Annotated in this window: 15 protein-coding genes; 7 read left to right on the forward strand and 8 right to left on the reverse strand. The window is 63.7% G+C overall.

The window, feature by feature from the left end; genetic code table 11:
* Positions 1 to 144 precede the first annotated feature (144 nt).
* The 3 genes from JIN81_RS14770 to JIN81_RS14780 all read right to left on the reverse strand — a co-directional run bounded on the left by JIN81_RS14770 (position 145) and on the right by JIN81_RS14780 (position 3,032).
* Positions 145 to 666: a hypothetical protein gene (locus JIN81_RS14770; RefSeq protein ID WP_200281405.1), complete on the reverse strand. Its 522-nt coding sequence runs from the start codon at positions 664 to 666 to the stop codon at positions 145 to 147.
* A gap of 105 nt (positions 667 to 771) precedes the next feature.
* Entirely contained in the window at positions 772 to 1,794 is a 1,023-nt protein-coding gene (locus tag JIN81_RS14775) for a beta-ketoacyl synthase N-terminal-like domain-containing protein (RefSeq protein WP_200281408.1), read from the reverse strand.
* A complete protein-coding gene (locus JIN81_RS14780; RefSeq protein ID WP_200281411.1) occupies positions 1,791 to 3,032 on the reverse strand; it encodes a beta-ketoacyl-[acyl-carrier-protein] synthase family protein in 1,242 nt (413 codons plus the stop codon). Before JIN81_RS14780 ends, JIN81_RS14775 begins: the two co-directional genes overlap by 4 nt.
* A gap of 70 nt (positions 3,033 to 3,102) precedes the next feature.
* On the opposite strand from JIN81_RS14780, the gene JIN81_RS14785 reads away from it, so the two are divergent.
* Positions 3,103 to 4,341, forward strand: a complete 1,239-nt coding sequence (locus tag JIN81_RS14785) for an AMP-binding protein (RefSeq protein WP_200281414.1) — start codon at positions 3,103 to 3,105, stop codon at positions 4,339 to 4,341.
* Here JIN81_RS14785 and JIN81_RS14790 read toward each other — a convergent pair.
* The 4 genes from JIN81_RS14790 to JIN81_RS14805 all read right to left on the reverse strand — a co-directional run bounded on the left by JIN81_RS14790 (position 4,323) and on the right by JIN81_RS14805 (position 7,906).
* Positions 4,323 to 5,348, reverse strand: coding sequence for a sulfite exporter TauE/SafE family protein (locus JIN81_RS14790; protein ID WP_200281417.1), 1,026 nt, complete (start codon positions 5,346 to 5,348; stop codon positions 4,323 to 4,325). The two genes, JIN81_RS14785 and JIN81_RS14790, sit on opposite strands and share 19 nt — an antisense overlap.
* Entirely contained in the window at positions 5,348 to 5,761 is a 414-nt protein-coding gene (locus JIN81_RS14795; protein WP_200281419.1) for a 3-hydroxyacyl-ACP dehydratase FabZ family protein, read from the reverse strand. Before JIN81_RS14795 ends, JIN81_RS14790 begins: the two co-directional genes overlap by 1 nt.
* Before the next feature lie 138 nt (positions 5,762 to 5,899).
* The gene (locus JIN81_RS14800) at positions 5,900 to 6,520 is read right to left on the reverse strand and encodes a 3-keto-disaccharide hydrolase (protein WP_200281422.1); all 621 of its coding nucleotides are present in this window, start codon (positions 6,518 to 6,520) and stop codon (positions 5,900 to 5,902) included.
* Positions 6,521 to 6,547: 27 nt separating this feature from the next.
* Positions 6,548 to 7,906 (reverse strand): Gfo/Idh/MocA family protein, encoded by a 1,359-nt coding sequence (locus tag JIN81_RS14805; protein WP_200281424.1) that lies wholly within the window; start codon positions 7,904 to 7,906, stop codon positions 6,548 to 6,550.
* 160 nt (positions 7,907 to 8,066) lie between these two features.
* Between JIN81_RS14805 and JIN81_RS14810 the strand changes: the two genes are divergently transcribed.
* Genes JIN81_RS14810 through JIN81_RS14820 form a run of 3 tightly spaced genes read left to right on the forward strand, consistent with a single transcriptional unit; the run spans position 8,067 to position 12,308 of the window.
* Complete coding sequence (locus JIN81_RS14810) at positions 8,067 to 9,893, forward strand: FAD-dependent oxidoreductase (protein WP_200281426.1); 1,827 nt, start codon at positions 8,067 to 8,069, stop codon at positions 9,891 to 9,893.
* Positions 9,853 to 11,523 (forward strand): 4Fe-4S binding protein, encoded by a 1,671-nt coding sequence (locus JIN81_RS14815; RefSeq protein WP_200281428.1) that lies wholly within the window; start codon positions 9,853 to 9,855, stop codon positions 11,521 to 11,523. The genes JIN81_RS14810 and JIN81_RS14815 overlap by 41 nt, the downstream gene beginning before the upstream one ends.
* Entirely contained in the window at positions 11,520 to 12,308 is a 789-nt protein-coding gene (locus JIN81_RS14820) for an FAD:protein FMN transferase (protein ID WP_200281431.1), read from the forward strand. Before JIN81_RS14815 ends, JIN81_RS14820 begins: the two co-directional genes overlap by 4 nt.
* Before the next feature lie 66 nt (positions 12,309 to 12,374).
* On the opposite strand, the gene JIN81_RS14825 is transcribed toward JIN81_RS14820, so the two are convergent.
* The gene (locus JIN81_RS14825) at positions 12,375 to 13,754 is read right to left on the reverse strand and encodes a Gfo/Idh/MocA family oxidoreductase (RefSeq protein ID WP_200281434.1); all 1,380 of its coding nucleotides are present in this window, start codon (positions 13,752 to 13,754) and stop codon (positions 12,375 to 12,377) included.
* 187 nt (positions 13,755 to 13,941) lie between these two features.
* Here JIN81_RS14825 and nifJ point away from each other — a divergent pair, with 187 nt between their 5' ends.
* The 3 genes from nifJ to JIN81_RS14840 all read left to right on the forward strand — a co-directional run bounded on the left by nifJ (position 13,942) and on the right by JIN81_RS14840 (position 20,003).
* Complete coding sequence (gene nifJ / locus JIN81_RS14830; RefSeq protein ID WP_200281437.1) at positions 13,942 to 17,481, forward strand: pyruvate:ferredoxin (flavodoxin) oxidoreductase; 3,540 nt, start codon at positions 13,942 to 13,944, stop codon at positions 17,479 to 17,481.
* Positions 17,482 to 17,493: 12 nt separating this feature from the next.
* Positions 17,494 to 18,486: a dihydroorotate dehydrogenase-like protein gene (locus JIN81_RS14835; protein ID WP_200281440.1), complete on the forward strand. Its 993-nt coding sequence runs from the start codon at positions 17,494 to 17,496 to the stop codon at positions 18,484 to 18,486.
* A 113-nt stretch (positions 18,487 to 18,599) separates the two neighbouring features.
* Positions 18,600 to 20,003, forward strand: coding sequence for a sulfatase-like hydrolase/transferase (locus tag JIN81_RS14840; RefSeq protein WP_200281443.1), 1,404 nt, complete (start codon positions 18,600 to 18,602; stop codon positions 20,001 to 20,003).
* Positions 20,004 to 20,030: the final 27 nt, after the last annotated feature.

The raw sequence follows: 20,030 nt of genomic DNA on the forward strand, positions 1-20,030 counted from the left end.
TAATCTTATTGAGACGCAGTCGCAACTTGATGGCGCGGTTTGTGCCTCCGTGACCCCTCATCCGTCAAAGGAATTTTTCAAAAATGCCGAGATCCACCGTTCTCCCCAGCCGAGGAGGGTGCTCGATCGACCTACCGAACCAGGCTACTCCCCGGTCGAATCGCCCCCAGCAGCGGGCTTCGGAGCCGGTTTTCGCTCAGCCACCGCTTGCTTCAGGACCGCATGAAGCGGGGAATCCTCCTTCAGATTCTTGAGAACCACTTCCAGTTGATAGCCCTCGCCCCGCTCTGCCACTCGATACACACAGTCGACCACCGCCCGCAGCAGTTCTTCGGTCTGGTGCTTCTCGTCCACGGCCCCGTAGTCCAATGCGATCCGATAGCTGTCATCCTCCTTGAGATCCGACAACACCTTGATTCCCGCCACACTCGCCATGTTGATGTCCTCCTGCTTGTGGAAGGATACCGCGGGAGGAATGTAGGGGATCCCGATGGCCTGAAAGGCGGACTCAGGCATCGCCATCCCGATCACGAAGGGGACCTCCACCACCAGGATCTCCGCCTGCCTTGTGTCGAGAGGCAGCGGAATCATCGCCAGCGCGTCCTCGCTGGCGGCAAGGGTTCGGATCAACAGGATGGAAACCAGCAGTCTTGGGAGCAACTTCATGACGGTTTGGAGCGAAGGGAGTTCGGCCGGGTTCGCCGGATTCACGGACGGACCCAAGCCACCTACACACCACTTCACGGCCGCCTCGGCAAGATCGCAGCGCGATCAGGGAGCATCGAAGACCGCGCCACCGACGGCTTCATTCCCGCCCACAGCCGTGACCACCGCGCGCTCCGCCCGCCCGGTCCTGAGCCATTCGAGAGCCGCGACGGTCTGGATGGCCGCCGAGGCACCCATCGCTTCACCCAGGAATTCCCGGGTTGAAATTCGCGGACCGTGCCAAGGCAGATCCTCGGCTTGATCGGTCCGGGCCACCCCATTGCGACCATCGGCCCAAAGGGTCCTGCCGTTGTCGTCAGCTCCAAGATTCCGCCACAGCCGGGCCATGGCATCGACAGGACTTTCGACCTCCGCATAGCTGACCGGATCAGGGATCGACATCAACCGCGGTCCATCGCCTTCACGACCCAGCACCACGGCAGCAGCGCCTTCGGAAGGCAAAAGACTAGAACTGTAGTAGCCCATCGCCTCCGCGCTGAGCCAGTCCATTTCTTCGGTGGCGACCACCACGCAGAGATCACAATCGCCTCGATCCAGCCATTCCGTGGCCAACTCAAGCCCCGCGAACCATTCGGCGCCATCCCCGACGATGGTATCATTCGGAGCGCTCGAACCCATCACCGCCGACAGGTGGCTCGAAGGAGCATTGTACACGGTTTCAGGGAAGAGGATGGGACTGGCGACCGATGGATCCGTCAGCACCTCGCCGAAGAAGCGGTTGGAATAATTCACGCAGCCATTCATCAGCGTGCAGATCACGGCAACGCGCAGATCACCATCCCTGGCCGCCTGATGGCGTTCCGCACCCATGGCTTCGAACACCGCCGCCGCCGCGTACTTACCAAGCGCGCTGGCCCGGCGCAGTCGCGGTGACTTCGGCAGCAGCGATCGGTCGGTCAGCTTCGGCACCTTGGCGACCGGAGTCGTGATGGAGGCCCCCTGATCGGTCGGGCGCTCCAGCACCGTTTGCTCCACCGCACGCTGCGCGTCGATGGTTTCCATCATCGCGGAGATCCCCCACCCGGCCGGCGTCACGGCTCCGGTTCCCAGCACGACGATCCTGCTCACGAGCGCCCCTCCTTCCCCATGATGAGTGTGGCATTCGCACCGCCGAAGCCGAAGGAGTTCGTCAAGGTGACCTCCACCTTCGCCTCCCGTGGTTCCTGCACCAGATCGAAGCTCACCGAGGGGTCGATCTCGCGCACGTTCAGGCTCGCCGGCAGCCATTGGCCGTCGAGAGCCATCAGGCAAATCACCGCTTCGACCGCCCCCGCTCCGCCAAGCAAATGGCCGATCGCGGACTTGGTGGAGCTGACTCGGATCGAACGGCTGTCCCCCTGCGCCCAGCGGCGGATGGCGGCAGCTTCCGCCACGTCGTTCAGAGGGGTGCCGGTGCCATGCGAATTGATGTAATCGATCTGTCCCGGCTCCAGCCCCGCCATCCGGGTGGCCGCCGTCATCGTGATCAAGGCCGCGTCTCCTTCCGGATTCGGCTGGGTCAGGTGGTGGATGTCGGTCGCCGCTCCGTAGCCCAGAACTTCCGCCATCACCTTGGCACCCCGCGCCTGGGCGGACTCCAGGCTTTCGACCACGACGAACCCGGCACCCTCGCCGATGGCGAGACCGTCCCGGGCGGCATCGAAAGGCCGTGGAACTCCGCTCGGCGAGAGCGCCTGAAGGGAGTCGAACCCGGCGAAAACCAGCTGGGCCAGACCATCGTATCCTCCGGCCAACACCCGGTCCGCCTTGCCTTCCCGCACCATCTGGAAGGCATGCCCGATGGCATTGGCTCCCGACGCACAGGCATTCGAAATGATCCGCAGCGGGCCATAAACGCCGACCGACTTCATCAGCTGACTCATCTGGCGCTGCGGCTGGTAACACTCGATCCGCCTGAACTGACCTGCCCGATCCCCGCTTTTCGCCACCCGGTAGTAGTCCTCACCGATCGGCATCGCCCCGGCCGACGTGCCGATGATCACCGGCATCGAACCGCGCACCCCGGCCGCCTCCAAAGCCTCCTCCGCAGCCACCAGCGCAAAGCGCGTGCCACGATCCATCCGTTCCCATGCCTTCCTGCCGAGCCCAGCGAGCGTCGGCCGATCCGGCAGTTCGGCCTGACCGGCGGACCCCACCCGCTGCTTCGACACATCGAAAAGATCCACCTCGCGAAAAGCCGTGCGCCCTGCCCGGAAACCCGCGGCATTCTCCACCATGCCACAGCCCATCGACGTCACGATGCCCGACCCGCTGATGACGACTGGACGCGGCTCCGGTGTGGGGGGGTGATCGGCTCGGTATGCCATAATTCGCAATTCGGGCTGGTCGGGTGACCGCCTTCGCCGCTAGGCAAGCCCCCGCACCCTGATCTGTCAAATGCTGCTTAACCGTTGGATCGAAACTCTCGCCACCCACCGTGACCGCCCGGCGATCCACGAAATGGGCGAGGCGAGGACTTTCGCCGACATCGCCGCAGCACTCGATGCCCGCCCTGAAGCCACCGGCCCGGTCATCGCCCAGGGATCCGCCTTCGAGATCGCCGTGGCTTCGCTCCACGGATGGAGGGACGGCCAGCCCGTGCTGCCGATCGAACAGCGCGACCACATCCCGCAGCTCCCCGCGCACCCCGGCCCCCAGATCGCCCACCTCAAGCGCGTCCCAAGCAACAACCAGCACCCCCGCTTCGCCCTTTTCACCGCCGCCCAGATCGCCGCCGATGCGGACCGATTGGTCCCCGCCATGGGACTCACCCCGGACATCCCGAATCTCGCCGCCATCTCGCTGGCCCACTCCTACGGCTACTCGAACGTCATCCTGCCCTTGCTGCTCCACGGCATCCCGATCCAGTGCGTCGACGTCCCCTTCCCCGCCTCCATCGTGGCGGCCATGAAGCCCCACACCCGCGTCAACCTTCCCGCCGTGCCATCCATGTGGCGGGCCTGGCATCGCGCCGGGATCCTCAAGGACGCCCCCATCCACCTCGCCCTCACCGCCGGCGCCCCGCTCACATCGCAGCTCGAGCTGAGCGTCTGGGAAAACGACGGACTCAAGCTGCACAACTTCTACGGCGCTTCGGAATGTGGCGGCATTTCCTGGGACCCGACCGATGAGCCCCGCGAACTCGCCGACTCACTCGGCGTGCCGCTGCCCGGCGTCGATGCCCAGCTTGATCAGGCCGGTCATTTCGTGATCGGCAGCAGTTCCGTGGCCCAGGGATACCTCCCGGCCCATGAGACCGACCCGATCATCGACGGCCGCTTCCACACCGCCGATGGCGGCCACCTGCAATCCGGCCAACTCATCCTCGACGCCCGGGGCGGCGAGCAAATCAACGTCGCCGGTCGCAAGCTCGGACCCGGCCGCATCGAGCTGGCCATCCAGAAAACCGGGCTGGCCGATCGGGCGCGGATTTTCGGAGTCCCCAGCAGTGATCCGGAACGCGTCGATGAGATCGCCGTGCTCCTCCCCGCCCGCACCGACATCGACACCCTTCGCGCCATGCTCGGAAAATCCCTGGCGGGCTGGCAACTGCCTCGTCACTGGTTCATCGCCGATGATTCCTCGCTGTGGTCGAAGTCACGTGCCGACCTGCGCGATCAGTTCACGGATTCCTGAATCGCCTCCTCCGGGTGGGCCGATGTCCAGCGCGTCTCGCGCAGCCGCCTGAGACGCCGGAACCACCAGGTCGCCATCGCGAAGACCACCACCAGCATCACCCCGCGCGGCAGGTCAATGGGTACGAGGATTGCCGTGGTTGCCACCTCCGCCACGATCAGCAGGAAGACCCCGATCAGGATGGCATCGCTCTTCACCTTCGAGGCCACCCACGCCCCGACCGGCGCGCCCACCGCCACCACCGGCGCCGCCACCGCCCAGTATTCCCACACCACGCCGACCGGCTCCGGCTGGATCATGCGGAAGCCGAATCCCACCGCCGAGGTCGCCCCCATGATCACCACCGAAGTCGGCACCGCGACGCGTTCATCGAGCCCGAAGCCCAGCGTCATCACCATGAAACACAGCATGTCAGCTCCCGAACCCAGCTGGGAGGCCGCCAAGCCACCGACCAAACCGGCTCCCGCAAATCTCAGCCCATCCGACTTCGTCCACCCGGAGATCCCACGCTCCGGCTCATGCCGACGTTTCCAGTGCGAGCGATAGAGCGTGATCGCAAACACCAGCAGCATCGAGGAAAAGACCAGCTTCGGCACGTTCGCCGGCAGACTCAGCCACTGCAGACCGATGACCACGCCGGGCATCGACCCGAGAATCGCAGCCCGGAACACCCGCATGTCGATCCGAATGCCACGGGTCAGAATGAACAAGGCCGCCATGTTCATGCCCACCGCTTGGATCATCAGCCCGAAGAGCGCCGCATCCTCGGAAGGGATGGCCAGCGCCTTGGTGAACACCGGATAGGCCACCGCTCCGCCCCCGGCAGGCGTGGAACCGGCAACGAAGGAACCGAAGGCCATCGTCAGCGCCATCGGCCACCGCGTCTGATAGAGCGCCCAAGCGCCCCACAGCGTCATCGCGATGATCCACACCACCCAGACCCCGGCCAGCGTCCACGGGAATGCCCGCGACTTCAACCCACCTGGACCTGACACCCCGGACGCCATTACTGACCACTGAGCATCACCTTCGCCGTCGCCAGCTTCCGGTCACCCACCGTGACTTCACCCGCGACCTGGATCATCGGACCCAATCGGCCTTCCACCGTGGCTGAGATCTCCAGCACCTCGCCCGGCACCGCAGCACCGAGGATCTTCGCACCACGAATGCCGGTCAGGAGGAGACCGTCCACCGCAGGCACCTCCGGATCGGACTGCGCCGCCACGCCACCAAGCTGGGCAATGGCTTCAACCAGAATCACCCCGGGCATCAGCGGGCGACCCGGGAAATGACCCGCAAGAAATCCCTCGTCACCGCGAATGGCGTAGGTTCCCCGGGCTGACTTGCCCGGATCGAGGTCGGTCAATTCATCAACGAACCGGAACTCCGGGCCATGGGGGAGCGAATCGAGTGCGGACATGTGCGCATTCCTCGCACGCCCCTCCCCTTTGGCAAGCCGAAGAATGATCCGCCTCGTGGAAGGATGAACCACCCTGCCAGCCGAGCCTCCCCGGGAGTCACCGGGGAATCGACTGGAGGCGGTCCCGGCTCCATCCCGTCAGAGACGCTTCACCCGGATGTTCCGGTAGCGCACCACACTATCAGGATCGTGCGCCTGAAGGCCGAAGGTCCCCTGATCGAGTTTCCGCGTATAGGGCTCACCGGGTTCCGCACCTGCAGGTTCGGTGTATTGAAGCACGATCTCGCCATCGACCTTCACGGTCACCACCTTGTCTTCCACGATGATCTCCTGAGTCCACCACTTGTTGTCTTCGCTGAAGGAGCGGCTGACGTTGACGAGTCCGTAGAGGCTTCCGGTCTTGATCCAATCCTTCTGGGTCACATTCACCTGGGACTCGAAGCCCTTCTGCGGCCATCCCTTGTCCTGATAGGCGGTGTGAAAATAGATGCCACCATTGGAATTCGGCTCGGTCATCACCTCCACCTTGAGATGGAAATTTTTGAAGGGCTTGTCATCCCCCACATAGAACAGGTGACAGCGTTTGCCGCGCGCCACGAAGGCTCCGTCCTCGATCTTCCAGGTGTCGGTATTCTCGGTGGCCTTCTTCCATCCCTCGAAGGACTTGCCGTCCATCAGATCCGTGAATCCCTCTTCCGCCGAGACGGTGAGGACGGTGGACAAACAAAGCGCGGGGAGCAGTTGATGTAGTTGGTTCATGAGTCGGTTGTTGAATGGGTTCAGTGCTCAGCCAAGGTCGGGCTCCCAACCCTGACGGTAGGTGCGCTTGATGAATTTCTGCGCTTCAGGCAACCCGCGCGCTTCCAGCTTCGCCGAGTCCCAGTTGATCTTCTTGCCCAGACGCACGGCGAGATTCCCCACCAGAACCATTTCCGTCAACGGACCGGCGTGGTCCGTGAAGTTGGAGAGCGGCTTCTCTCCGTCGCCGCGGATCGCACGGCAGAGTTCCTGGGTCGGTCCACCACTCACACGGGCATACACCTTCGGCACCTTGCGCGCCTCTTCACGCAGCGACTCCGGATAGAGCTTGGGCGTGGCGCCACAGTAGGCATCCGGGCAGTAGATCACGCCCTTGGTGCCGACGAAGACCTGACCGAACTCGCGTCCGAGTTCGAGATCGTCCGGGATCCCCGGCGGACGGATGAACTTCTCGTCCTTGTTCGGATCGGCCACACCGTCCTGCCAGATGATCTTCACCGGGGCGCGACCCTTTTTCTCCGGGAAATCGAATACGATCGTCGTGCGCTTCGGCGCGATGTCCTCGTCGAACTCGGAAACCTGCGTGGCTTCCACCTCGAAGTCGCCGTGCAGGTCGAGCGCCCAGAAGGCCGAGTTGAAACTGTGACAGCCGATGTCGCCCAGCGCCCCGCAGCCATAGTCCCAGAAACCACGCCACGCGAAGGGGTGGATCTTCGGGCTGTAGGGACGGTCGGTCGCCACGCTGCCTTGCCAGACCTCCCAGTTGAGCGTCTCAGGAACGGGCTGCTTGGGAAATTCCAGACCCGGACCCTGCGGCCAGATCGGACGGTTCGTCCAGTAGTGGACCTCGGTCACCTCACCGATCACGCCGGCTTCGATCCACTCGCGCAGCACCCGGGTGCCCGCATTCGTGGCGCCCTGGTTGCCCATCACCGTGAGCACATCGTGCTTCTTCGCGAGATCCGCCAGAGCGCGGGTTTCCCACAGGGTATTGGCCAGCGGTTTCTGCACGAAGACCGGCTTGCCGGCCTGGATCGCCGCCACCGCGATCGGGAAGTGCATGTGATCCGGCGTCGAGACGGTGACCACATCGATCTCATCCGCCATCTCCGAGAACATCTCCCGGTAGTCGAAGAACGTTTTGGCTTCCGGGAACTTCCCGAACGCACCGGCAGCCCGCTTGTGATCCACATCGCACAGCGCCACGATCTGATTGCTCGGGGCGATCTGGGAAATGTCACTGCCGCCCTTTCCGCCACAGCCGACCGCAGCCACGTTGAGTTTCTTCAGCGCCTTGTCCTGACCGAGCAGGATGTTCGGCGCGAAGGTGGCCCCGGCCATGACGGCGGAGGTTTTCAGGAATTGTCGACGATTTCCGGGATTCATGAGCATGAAGTGGGTAAAGGGATGGGGTTCGTATCTAGCGTTTCAGAGACATGCATACGCCGTCCCGAGCCGCAGCGTATCACCCGATCTCAGGCATGGAAGTTTTTGACAAGGTCGCCCGGGATCGGGTGTAAATCATGTTCCTCGACGCCCTGATCCCATGACTTTTCCCCGCATCCTCGTGACTCCTCTGCTCATCGGCGCAACCCAGGCCGCCAGCCTGCTGATCGAAGCCGAACAGTTCGCCAACAAGGGAGGCTGGAAGGTCGACACCCAATTCATCGAGTCGATGGGCTCACCCTACCTGATCGCTCATGGCATGGGCTCACCCGTGGCGGATGCGAGCACGACCGTGCAGGTCCCCGAAGACGGCGATTACCGCATCTGGGTGCGCACGATCGACTGGTCCGAAAGACTGGATCGCGCGGGAGGCGCCGGACGCTTCACGCTGTCGGTCGACGGTCAGCCCCTCGGGGAAACCCTGGGCAAGGGCGCCCCGCAGTGGACATGGGAATCCGTGGGAACCACCCCGCTGAAGGCCGGATCACGCACCTTGAAGCTCCACGATCAAAGCGGCTTCAATGGTCGGGTCGACGCCATCCTGCTGAGCAACGACCCCGACTTCACCCCACCCGGTGTCGGCAGCCTCGCCGAGCGCACGAAGTGGTCCATCGACGGCGTTCCCACCATGGCCGACGAGCTGGGAGACTTCGACCTGGTCGTGGTCGGCGGCGGCTACGGCGGCCTCGGCTCCGCCATCTCCGCAGCCCGCATGGGAGCCAGAGTGGCCCTCATCCAGAACCGCAAGGTCCTCGGGGGCAACGGATCATCGGAAGTCCGGGTCTGGGCCAAAGGGAACTTCCCCCCGAACCAGTATCCGCTCGCCGACATCGTGAAGGAATTCACCGACTCCGCCAAAGCCTCACCCGCGCCCGCCGAACAATTCGAAGACGACAAGAAGACGGAAATCGTCCGCGCGGAAAAGAACATCACCCTGCTCCTCGGCCACCATGCCTATGGCGTGGAAAAGGAAGGCGACCAGATCAAGTCCATCAAGGTGCTCGACATCGAAGGAGGACGCGTCAGCCGCATTTCCGGCAAGCTCTTCGTCGATTGCACCGGCCATGGCTTCATCGGCGACTGGGCAGGTGCGGACAAGACCATGGCGGAAGGAGGACGCATGGGGATGAGCAACATGTGGATGTGGGAGAACACCGGCCAGACCGTTGCCTTCCCCGAAGAAGACTGGATGGTCCCCTTCAAGGAATCCGACTTCCCCTACCCGCGCCGGAACCACGCCGAGTGGTTCTGGGAAAGCGGCTACGATCGCCACCCCATCCTCGAACTCGAGCAAACCCGCGACTGGAACCTCGCCGTTTCCTACAGCGCGTGGAATGCCATCAAGAACCACGGCGCCCATGCCAAGCGCGACCCGCATGGCCACCAGCAGGCCAAGATGACCTGGCTCGCCTACATCGGCGGCACCCGGGAAACCCAGCAGCTCCTCGGTGACGTGATCCTCACCGGAGACGAAATCGTCGCCAAAGACGAATTTCCGGATGCCTGCGTCCGGGTCACCTGGTCCATCGACCTCCATGTCCCCCAGGAGCAGTACTTGAAGGCCACCCCCGACCGCCCGTTCATCTCCCGCGCCATCCATGGCAAGGGCGTGGACCGCAACGTCGGCTACCCGATCCCCTACCGCTGCTTCTACTCACGGAACATCCCGAACCTGTTCATGGTCGGCCGAAACATCAGTGTCGACCGCCGCGCACTCGGCACCACCCGCGTCATGAATACCATCGGCATGATGGGCGTCGTCGTCGGACGCGCCGCCGCGCTCGCCACCGTGCACGACTGCACACCGCGCGACATCTACCAGAAACACCTCGACGAAGTGAAGCAGCTTTGGCTTCTCCCCGGGAAGCATCGCTTCGAATCGCTTGATGAGCTCCGAGACTCCCTCCAACCCTCAGCGGCCGAATAAGCGACGCCTCGCGCGCCTCGCGATCCCGCTCTGGCGGCTCGGCATCCTCGCCGCAGCCTGCCTCTGTCTCCATCACGCCCACCAGTCCCGCACCAACCGCTCCACCGGCAAGCTCGAGGCCGCTTGGATCGAAACCACCCGAGCCTGGCTGCCGAATGCCTCCCGGTTTGGCGAAGCGACCGACCGGGACCCACTGACCCCCGTCCTCGCTGCCGATGAATCCGTCATTGGCTGGGCCACCCAGACCTTTCCCGAAGCCCGCGCCGTCAGTGGCTATGCCGGTGCCAGCAATCTGCTGCTCATCCTCGACCGACATCGGAAAGTCCTCGGCACCGCCCTGATCTCCAGTGAAGACACCGCCGGCCACCTCGAGAAAATCCGCCGCTCTCCCGACTTCTTCACCCAGTGGAATGGCCGCCACGCCTCCAGCCTCGATCGCTTCGATGAGACCACCATCGTCAGCGGTGCCACCCTCACCAGCGAAGCCATGGCACGCGGCATCGCCGCACGCTTCGGCGCCACCGATGCCGCCGATTGGTTTCCCGCCCCCCTCACCCTCGAGCAGGTCCGCCTGATCTTTCCCGCCGCTTCCGGGTTCCGCCCCATCGCGCCGGGAGTCTTCGAGGTCGAGGGCGAGATCCCGAAGCCCGTCCTCCTCCGCTCGAGCGCGATGGGCGTCGCAGCCCGCGGTTTCCAAGGTCCCAGCGATCTGATCGTCGGGCTCAGGGACGGCACCATCACCGGAGTCCGCCTGCTCGGCAGCCGCGACAACGAACCCTACACCCTCGATGTCTCCGATGAGATCGAGTTCAACAGCCCCTATCCCGGACGCAGCCATCCCCAGCCCGCCGACGCCCCGCCGCTCGTCGTCAGCGGTGCCAGCTACACCGCCCGCTCCATCGACCAAACGGTCTCCGAAATGCTCCGCCGCTACCACCAGCGCAGCGACACCCCATCCACCGACTGGCGGGGCGCCGTCGGCATCCTCTGGTTGCTCGTCGGCCTCATCATCGGCCTCACCAAGCTCCGCTCGAACCGCAAACTCAGGCTGTCCTTCGCCATCGTCAGCATGTGCCTCGGCGGTCTCTGGCTTGGCTGGATGGTCGCTCAGGACCAGTGGCTCACCTGGGCGAAGCGCGGCAGCGTGTCCGGCGCCTCGCTGGCCATGCTCACCCTGACCGGCGTTGCCCTGCTCGTCCCGCCCCTGTTCGGAAAGAACATCTACTGCTCCCATCTCTGCCCCCACGGAGCCGCACAAACCCTGTTGGGGAAGCTCGGCAAGCGCCGGTTCTCCCTGCCGAAACGCGTGCACCACATCATGAAGACCGTGCCATGGCTCGCCCTTATCCTGCTGTGGCTGCTCGCCCTGTTAGGAAGCGGCTTCTCCGCCAGCCACGCCGAACCTTTCGAGATCTGGAGCGTGGGTTTCCACGCCCTGCTCCCCGTCGCCATCTTTGCCGTCGGCCTGATCGGCGCCGCCTTCCTCCCCCAGGCCTACTGCCACTACGGCTGCCCGACCGGGGCGTTGCTGAAATTCCTCACCCACTCCCCGAGCCGCTGGAGCCGGCGAGATACCATCGCCCTCCTCCTTGTCACCGCCGCCTGGGGTTTCCTCCTCATCCTCCCATGAAAGCCCTCGGCATCCTCGCACTCATGCTGGTCGTCCTCGGAGTGATCGCCTTGAAAGGTTCACCGTCCGACAAGAGCGTCCTCACCGGTCGCGCCATGGGCTGCTCATGGACCCTCGCCTGGAGGGGGACCGCGCCGGACTCCCTTCGTCACGAAGTCGCCGCCGAACTCGAACGCTGGGAACAGATTCTCAGCCAATGGCGACCCGACTCCGACCTCAGCCGATACAACGAGGGTGCGCCCCCGAGCCCCGACCTCCAGCGGGTCATCACCCTCGCCGAGACCCTCCAGGCCGAGACCGGCCCGGCCTTCGACATCCGTCTGCTCGAGTCCGTCCATCAGGCAGGCTTCGGCCCGGCCGGAAAAGGCCTCGACCTCTCCGCCATCGGCAAGGGCTTCACCGTCGACCGCATCGGCGAACTCCTCCGTGCACGCGGCATGAATGACTTCGTTTTCGAGCTCGGCGGCGAAGTCCTCGCAGGCGACGGCGATTGGCCGTGCCAGATCGAGAGCCCCACCGAAGGCGGCCCGCCGACCCCCATCATCCTCCGCAATCAGGCCATGGCCACGAGTGGCAACTACCACCAGAGCCTCAAGACATCCGCCGGCCTCGAAAGCCACCTCATCGACCCACGAACCCACAAGCCGGTCGTCCGCCCGCCCAGTTCCGTCACCGTCTTCGCCCCGGACTGCGCCACCGCCGACGCCTGGGCCACCGCCCTCTTCATCCTCGGCCCCGGCCATGCCCCGCCAGGGGCACCGGACTTCCGATGGCATGCCGAGTAAGCCGACACACCCCCACCGTCGGCCCGCCCCATCCACGGGCGCGGACCTTCGACGATGGCGGACTCCTCAGAGCTTGTAGAACTCCTCCCAGCCCTTCCGCGGAGCGGGATCGAGCAGAGCCTGGGCATCGGCATTGCCCACAAGGCTCTTGGTCTTGGGATCAAACTTCAGGTCACCACCCAGACGCTGGGCAATGATGCCGAGATTGAAGACCTGGGTCAGAGGCCCCGACACACGGAAGGGTGAGCGCGCCTCTTCCTCACCCTTGCAGGCGAGCAGGAAGTTCTCGTAGTGACTCGAAGGCTTCCCGGTCACTCGCGGCAGGGATCCTCGCATCTCCATGAACTTCTCCCGTGGCAGCACCTGCAGCATCGCCGCGTGACTGCCGCCCTGGAAAGTCAGGTCCTTGCCGTAGATGATCTTGCCCGGACTCTTGAACGACACCTCGCCGAGCTCAGGATCCACTTCCGGGAAATTGCCGACACCGTCATACCAAGTCACATCACAGGCGGGCATCCGCTCGCGCTCAGGGAACTTGAAGCGGATCGTCGAAGCTTGGGGATACACCAGCGGATTCGCCCCATCCCGCTTGACCGCCTCGATCGCCGTCGGCAGACCCAGCTTCAGGAAACGGTGGGCCGTGTCCAGAATGTGCGGACCCCAGTCGCCAAAGGCTCCACAGCCGTAGTCGAACCAGCTGCGCCACTCACACGGGTGCAGCTTCTTGCTGAAAGGGTGCTCCGGGGCCGGACCAGTCCACACCGGCCAGTTCATGCCCTTTGGCAAAGGCTCGCTTGGATACTCCTTCACCGAAGCTCCCCAGCCGTGCCAGCGGCGGGGACTGTTCATGTAAGCATCGATCTTCGTGACATCCTTGACGATCCCCGCCTTCGTCCAGGCGTCGAACTGGAAGTAATTCCCTCCCGAATGCCCTTGGTTACCCATCTGGGTCACCACACCACTCTTGTCCGCCAGCGCAATGAGGCGCTCGCACTGACCGAAGGTGTGGGCCAGCGGTTTCTCCACATAGACATGCTTGCCGAGCGACATCGCCAGCATCGTCATGCAGAAGTGCGCATGGTCCGGTGTGCCGATGAGCACCGCATCGATATCGTCCGCCATCTCGTCGAACATCTTGCGGAAATCCGTGAAGCGCTTCGCCTTCGGATGCGCCTTCTGGTTCGCCTGCGTGTGCTTGCCCTCAAGGTCCACATCACACAGCGCGACCACCTCACAATGCCCCGAGTTCACCATGTTCTTCAGCACCGCACCTCCCCGGTTGCCAATGCCGATGGCGGCGAGATTCACCTTCTCATTCGCCGATACCGTGGCTGCCCGGCTTCGCGTCCCCATGACCAGAGAGGCTGGAAGAATCGTGAACGCCCCGAACGCGGCTGAGCCCTTGAGGAAGTCGCGACGACTGGAAGATGTGAAAGGTTTCTTCATCGGCGAAACCCTAGCGAACCAACCCAACTCGGCCAGCCATTTGTATTACAGCCTTCACCCCCCCGCTTCGGGAGGATTCCCGCGCAGGCTTCGGCGATTTGTGCGGAGTTCGCGATGATGATCCCGGATACGGTCAAAGAAGCTCGGGATCAGGTCCCGCCTGCGATTTCCCAAACCTTTTCCTACCATGAGTCGAAAACTAGTCGCCGCCGACGGAAACGAAGCCGCTGCCCACGTGGCCTACCGCGCCTCCGAAGTCATCGCCATCTATCCCATCACCCCATCCACGCCGATGGCGGAAAGCTGTGACCAGTATTCGGCCTTCGGGCTGAAAAACATCTGGGGAGAAGTCCCGCAGGTCACCCAGATGCAGAGCGAAGGCGGAGTCGCCGGTGCCGTGCACGGCGCCCTCCAGACCGGAGCGATGTCGACCACCTTCACCGCCAGCCAGGGCCTGCTCCTGATGATCCCGAACATGTACAAGATCGCAGGCGAGCTCACCCCCTGCGTCTGGCACATCGCGGCGCGCTCGGTGGCCACCCACGCCCTCTCGATCTTCGGCGATCACAGTGATGTCATGGCCTGCCGCCAGACCGGCTGGGCCCAGCTCTTCTCAAGCAAGGTGCAGGAATGCCAGGACCTCGCCATGATCTCGCACGCCGCCACCCTCAAGGCCCGCGTGCCCTTCCTCCACGCCTTCGATGGCTTCCGCACCTCCCACGAGATCCAGAAATACGAGCAGCTCGATGACGAGGACATCGCCTGGATGATCGACGACGACGCGGTGGAAGCGCACCGCGCCCGGGCAATGACGCCCGATGCTCCCAGCGTCCGTGGCACCGCGCAGAACCCGGATACCTTCTTCCAGGCACGCGAAGCCTGCAACCGCTACCACGATGCCGTGCCGGACATCGTGCAGGGGGAAATGGATCGCTTCGCCGAGCGGGTCGGACGCCAGTATCACCTCTTCGACTACGAGGGTGCGCCCGATGCCGAGCGCGTGATCATCGTGATGGGATCAGGGGCCGAAACGTCCACCGAAACGGCGAAGTTCCTACAGGAAAAAGGAGAGAAGGTCGGCGTGCTGACCGTCCGCCTGTTCCGCCCGTTTTCCGTCGGGCACTTCCTCGATGCCCTGCCCGACACCGTAAAATCCATCGCCGTGCTGGACCGGACCAAGGAACCGGGATCCGTCGGTGAACCTCTCTATCAGGACGTCGTGACCAGCCTGAGCGAACGCGGCGGCCCCCAGCCCCTCATCATCGGCGGACGCTACGGGCTTTCCTCGAAGGAGTTCACGCCCGCCATGGTGAAGGCCGTCTTCGACGAGCTCTCGAAGGACGAACCGAAGAACCACTTCACCGTCGGCATCAACGACGACATCACCCACACCAGCCTCACCTACGACCGTGAGTTCCGCATCGAAAGCCCGGACACCACACGCGCCGTCTTCTGGGGTCTCGGTGCGGACGGCACGGTCGGCGCGAACAAGAACAGCATCAAGATCATCGCCCTCGGGACCGATCTCCATGCGCAGGGCTACTTCGTCTACGATTCGCGCAAATCCGGGTCGCAGACGGTGTCCCACCTGCGTTTCGGCAAGTCTCCCATCCAGTCGCCCTACCTGGTCGACCAGGCCGAGTTCGTCGCCGTCCACCAGTTCAGCTTCCTCGACAAGTACGACTGCCTCGGCATCGCCGCCGATGGCGCCACCGTGCTTCTCAACAGCAACTACAGCCCCGACAGCATCTGGGAGCAACTCCCCGGTCGCGTGCAGGAACAACTCGTCACCAAGGGCCTGCGCCTGTTCGTGATCGATGCCTACAAGATCGCCCGCGAGACCCGCATGGGTGGTCGGATCAACACCATCATGCAGACCTGCTTCTTCCAACTCGCCGGCGTGCTGCCTGCGGAAGAAGCGATCAGGATGATCAAGGAAGCCATCAAGAAAACCTACGGCAAACGCGGTGAAGCCGTCGTGCAAATGAACTACGATGCCGTAGACGCCTCGCTCGCCGCCCTCCATGAAGTCCGCTTCCCGGATGTGGTCACCCGCAAGGACACCCTGCTTCCGCTCGTCCCCGGGGACGCCCCGGATTTCGTCAAGGACGTCACCGCACGCCTGCTCGCCAACGAAGGCGAGCTCCTTCCGGTCTCGGCCTTCCCGCCCGACGGGGTGTTCCCGTGCGGCACCACCCGCTACGAGAAACGCAACATCGCTCAGGAAGTGCCCGTCTGGGAGGAAGACCTGTGCATCCAGTGCGGCAAATGCGTGGTCGTCTGCCCCCACGGAGTCATCCGCGGCAAGGTCTACGAACCCGACCAGCTCGAGGGCGCACCTGAAACCTTCAAGAGCGCGGATGCCAAGTGGCGCGAGATGCCCGGCAAACGATTCTCGCTGCAGGTCGCCGTGGAGGACTGCACCGGCTGCACCCTGTGCGTGGAAGCCTGCCCCGCCAAGGACCGCAGCAACGTCGGACGCAAGGCCATCAACATGGCCGAGCAACTGCCGATCCGGGAGAAAGAACGCGACAACTGGGACTTCTTCACCAAACTCCCCGATTTCTCGCCGGCCGATGCCGAGGCGGCCGAGCTCAAGCTCAAGGCCCCGAAGGACATCCAACTACTGACGCCGTACATCGAGTTCTCCGGCGCCTGCACCGGCTGCGGCGAAACGCCCTACCTCAAGCTGATGTCCCAGCTGTGTGGCGACCGCACCTACATCGCGAATGCCACCGGTTGCTCCTCCATCTACGGCGGCAACCTGCCGACCACCCCATGGTGCACCGACAAGAACGGCCGCGGCCCCGCGTGGTCGAACTCATTGTTCGAGGACAATGCCGAGTTCGGTCTCGGCATGCGCCTGACCATCGAGCAGAAGACCACCTACGCACGCAACCTGATCCGGGAATTCGCCGCCGATCTCGGCGACTCATTGGTCAGCGAACTGCTCGAAGCCAGCCAGGAAACCTCCACCGCCATCGAGGAACAACGAGCACGGATCGCCCAGGTCCGCACCAAACTCGCGGGTTCCAGCCACCCACGCCGCTCCGAGATGCTCACCGTGGTCGATTTCCTCGCCCGCAAGTCGGTCTGGATCTGCGGCGGTGACGGCTGGGCCTACGACATCGGCTACGGCGGGCTCGACCACGTCATGGCCTCGGGCGCCAACGTCAACATCCTGGTCATGGACACCGAGGTGTATTCCAACACCGGCGGACAGAGTTCCAAGGCCACCCCGCTCGGAGCAGTCGCCAAGTTCACCGCCGACGGCAAGAAAACGGTGAAGAAGAACATGGGGCTCCTCGCCATGGACTACGGCCACGTTTACGTCGCCCAGGTCGCCATGGGCTCGAGCGACATGCAGACCGTCAAGGCCTTCCAGGAAGCGGAGTCCTACAACGGACCGTCCATCATCCTCGCCTACAGCCACTGCATCGCCCACGGCATCGACATCACCAAGGGGCTGACCCAGCAGGATCTGGCCGTCAAATCCGGCCACTGGCTGCTCTATCGCTACGACCCACGTCGTACTTCCGAGGGGCTCAATCCGCTGCAACTCGACTGCCGTCCGCCGAAAGTCCCGCTCAAGGACTATCACGACAAGGAGAACCGCTACCGCATGCTCATGAAGAGCTCGCCGGAGACCGCGCAGGCATATCTCAAGCAGGCGCAGGAAGTGGTCAACCAACGCTACGCCCACTTCAAGCAACTCGCCGAACTTTAATCCCACCGACCCATGAATCTCGGCACCAACTACCTCGGACTGGAACTCAAGAACCCCCTCGTCCACTCGGCCTCCCCGCTGACCAAGAAGCTCTCGAACCTTCATCGGCTCGAGAAGGCAGGCGTCTCCGCCATCGTCATGCACTCGCTCTTCGAGGAGCAGATCGAGGAAGAAGGCATGATGCTCGACCGCATCCTCTCGGAGGGAGCCGATTCATTCGGCGAGGCCAGCAGCTTCATCCCCGACTACAACGTCGTCCCGGTCGGGGCGGACGACCACCTCGCACATCTTTCCCGCGCGGCCTCGGAGATCGGCATTCCGATCATCGCATCGCTCAACGGGAGCTCGCTGGGTGGCTGGGTCGACTACGCCGCGCGCATCGAAGCCACCGGTGTCGCAGCTCTCGAGCTGAACCTCTACAACGTCCCGTCGGATCCCGATGTGCCCGCTTCCGAGATCGAAGCCGGCTACATCGACGTCGTCCGTGCCGTTTGCTCGAGCACCTCGCTCCCCGTCGCCGTGAAGATCTCGCCCTTCCTCACCGCTCCCGCCCATTTCGCCCGCCAGGTCGTCAGTGCGGGCGCCAAGGGGCTGGTGCTCTTCAACCGCTTCTATCAGCCCGATATCGATCTCGAAACCCTCGAGGTCGTCCCCAACCTCAAGCTCAGCCACTCGGACGAACTGCGCCTGCCACTCCGCTGGACCGCCCTGCTTTCCGGCCGCATCCCCGCCGACATCGCCGTGACCGGCGGCGTCCACACCGGGGACGACCTGATCAAGAGCATGCTCTGCGGCGCCAAGGTCGGCATGATGACCAGCGCCGTGCTGGCCCATGGATTCGACTGCATCCCCACCGTCCTCGAACGCCTGCGTCACTGGATGGCCGAGAACGACTACTCCAGCGTGGAAGAAATGTGCGGGGCGATGCGCAGCGACCACGTCGGTGATCCCTCCGCCTATGAGCGCGCGAACTACATGAAGGTCCTGGGCAGCTACTCCGGGTAAGCTGCCTGCGATCCGGACATTGACCCATCGATCGACCCACTCATCCTGATCATCGGTCCGAAAAAGCGAAGGTGACGAAGCCGTCCTCCCCCGCTATCAACCTCCGGATCACGATGACCCACGAAGCATGGCACCGACTCTTCATCTGGACCCTTTGCCTGGGTCTCATCAGCGCTGCCACGGCCCACTCCGCTGAACTTCGAGAACCCTCGAAACCCAACATCATCCTGGTCTTCATTGATGACATGGGATGGAGCGACTTTTCCTGCTTCGGCAACAAGGATGCCTCGACCCCGGAGATTGATCGACTCGCTTCGGAAGGAATCGTATTCGAGCAATTCTACGTCAATTCGCCGATCTGTTCGCCGTCCCGGGTCGCGGTATCCACCGGCACCTACCCCCAGCGCTGGGGAATCACCTCCTACCTCGGCCACCGCAAGCAGAATGAGGAGCGCGGTCAGTGCCAGTGGCTCGACCCGAAGGCACCGATGCTGGCCCGCGACCTCAAGCAAGCCGGCTACGCCACCGGCCACTTCGGAAAGTGGCACATGGGCGGACAGCGCGACGTCACCGACGCACCGGAAATCACCGCTTACGGTTTCGACGAGTCACTCACGAATTTTGAAGGCATGGGTGCCAAGCTCCTGCCACTGACCAGAAAGCCCGATGGCACCGTCGGAAAAATCTGGCAGGACGCGGAACGACTGGGCCAACCGGTGACGTGGATGCAGCGTTCGGAAATCACCACCGGGTTCGTGGATGCCGCGTTGGCATTCATCGATCAGAGTGTCGCCAACAAGAAGCCCTTCTCCATCAACCTCTGGCCGGACGATGTCCATTCACCCTTCTGGCCGCCGGTGGATGAGTGGGGAGACGGAAGCAAGCGCCACCTCTACCTGAGTGTACTCGAATCCATGGACCAACAACTGGGTCGCTTGTTCGACCGGATCCGCAACGACCGTTCACTGCGATCCAACACAATGATTCTCGTTTGCTCCGACAACGGACCCGAGAAAGGTGCCGGCATGGCCACGCCGCTCAAGGGCTACAAAACCCATCTCTACGAGGGCGGCATCCGCTCGCCTCTGGTGGTCTGGGGACCCGGTCTGATCGCGCCCTCCACCGTGGGAACCCGCAACACCAAGTCCGTATTCTCCGCCATCGATCTCGTCCCGTCCCTTGCCCGGATCGCCTCGGCGCCCCCTGGCGTTTCCCGCGACGGCGAAGACATCTCCGCCACCCTGCTTGGCAAGAGCGATGAATCGAGAACGGCCCCGCTCTTCTTCAGCCGCCCTCCTGACCGCAAGAACCACTACGGGTTCAAGAACCTCCCGGACCTCGCCGTGCGTGACGGCCGATGGAAACTACTCTGCGACTTCGATGGTGGCCGTCCGGAACTGCACGACCTCACCGAAGACCCCGGCGAGAGCAAAAACCTCGCGGCACAGCACCCCGAAAAGCGGGAGGAACTGACCCAGCTCGTGCGGAACTGGTACCGATCCGTGACGCAGCCTTAATGCTCCAAATCACATCGCCGGCATCCA

The sequence above is a fragment of the Haloferula rosea genome (assembly GCF_016595525.1).
In the GTDB taxonomy this organism is placed as follows: domain Bacteria; phylum Verrucomicrobiota; class Verrucomicrobiia; order Verrucomicrobiales; family Akkermansiaceae; genus Haloferula; species Haloferula rosea.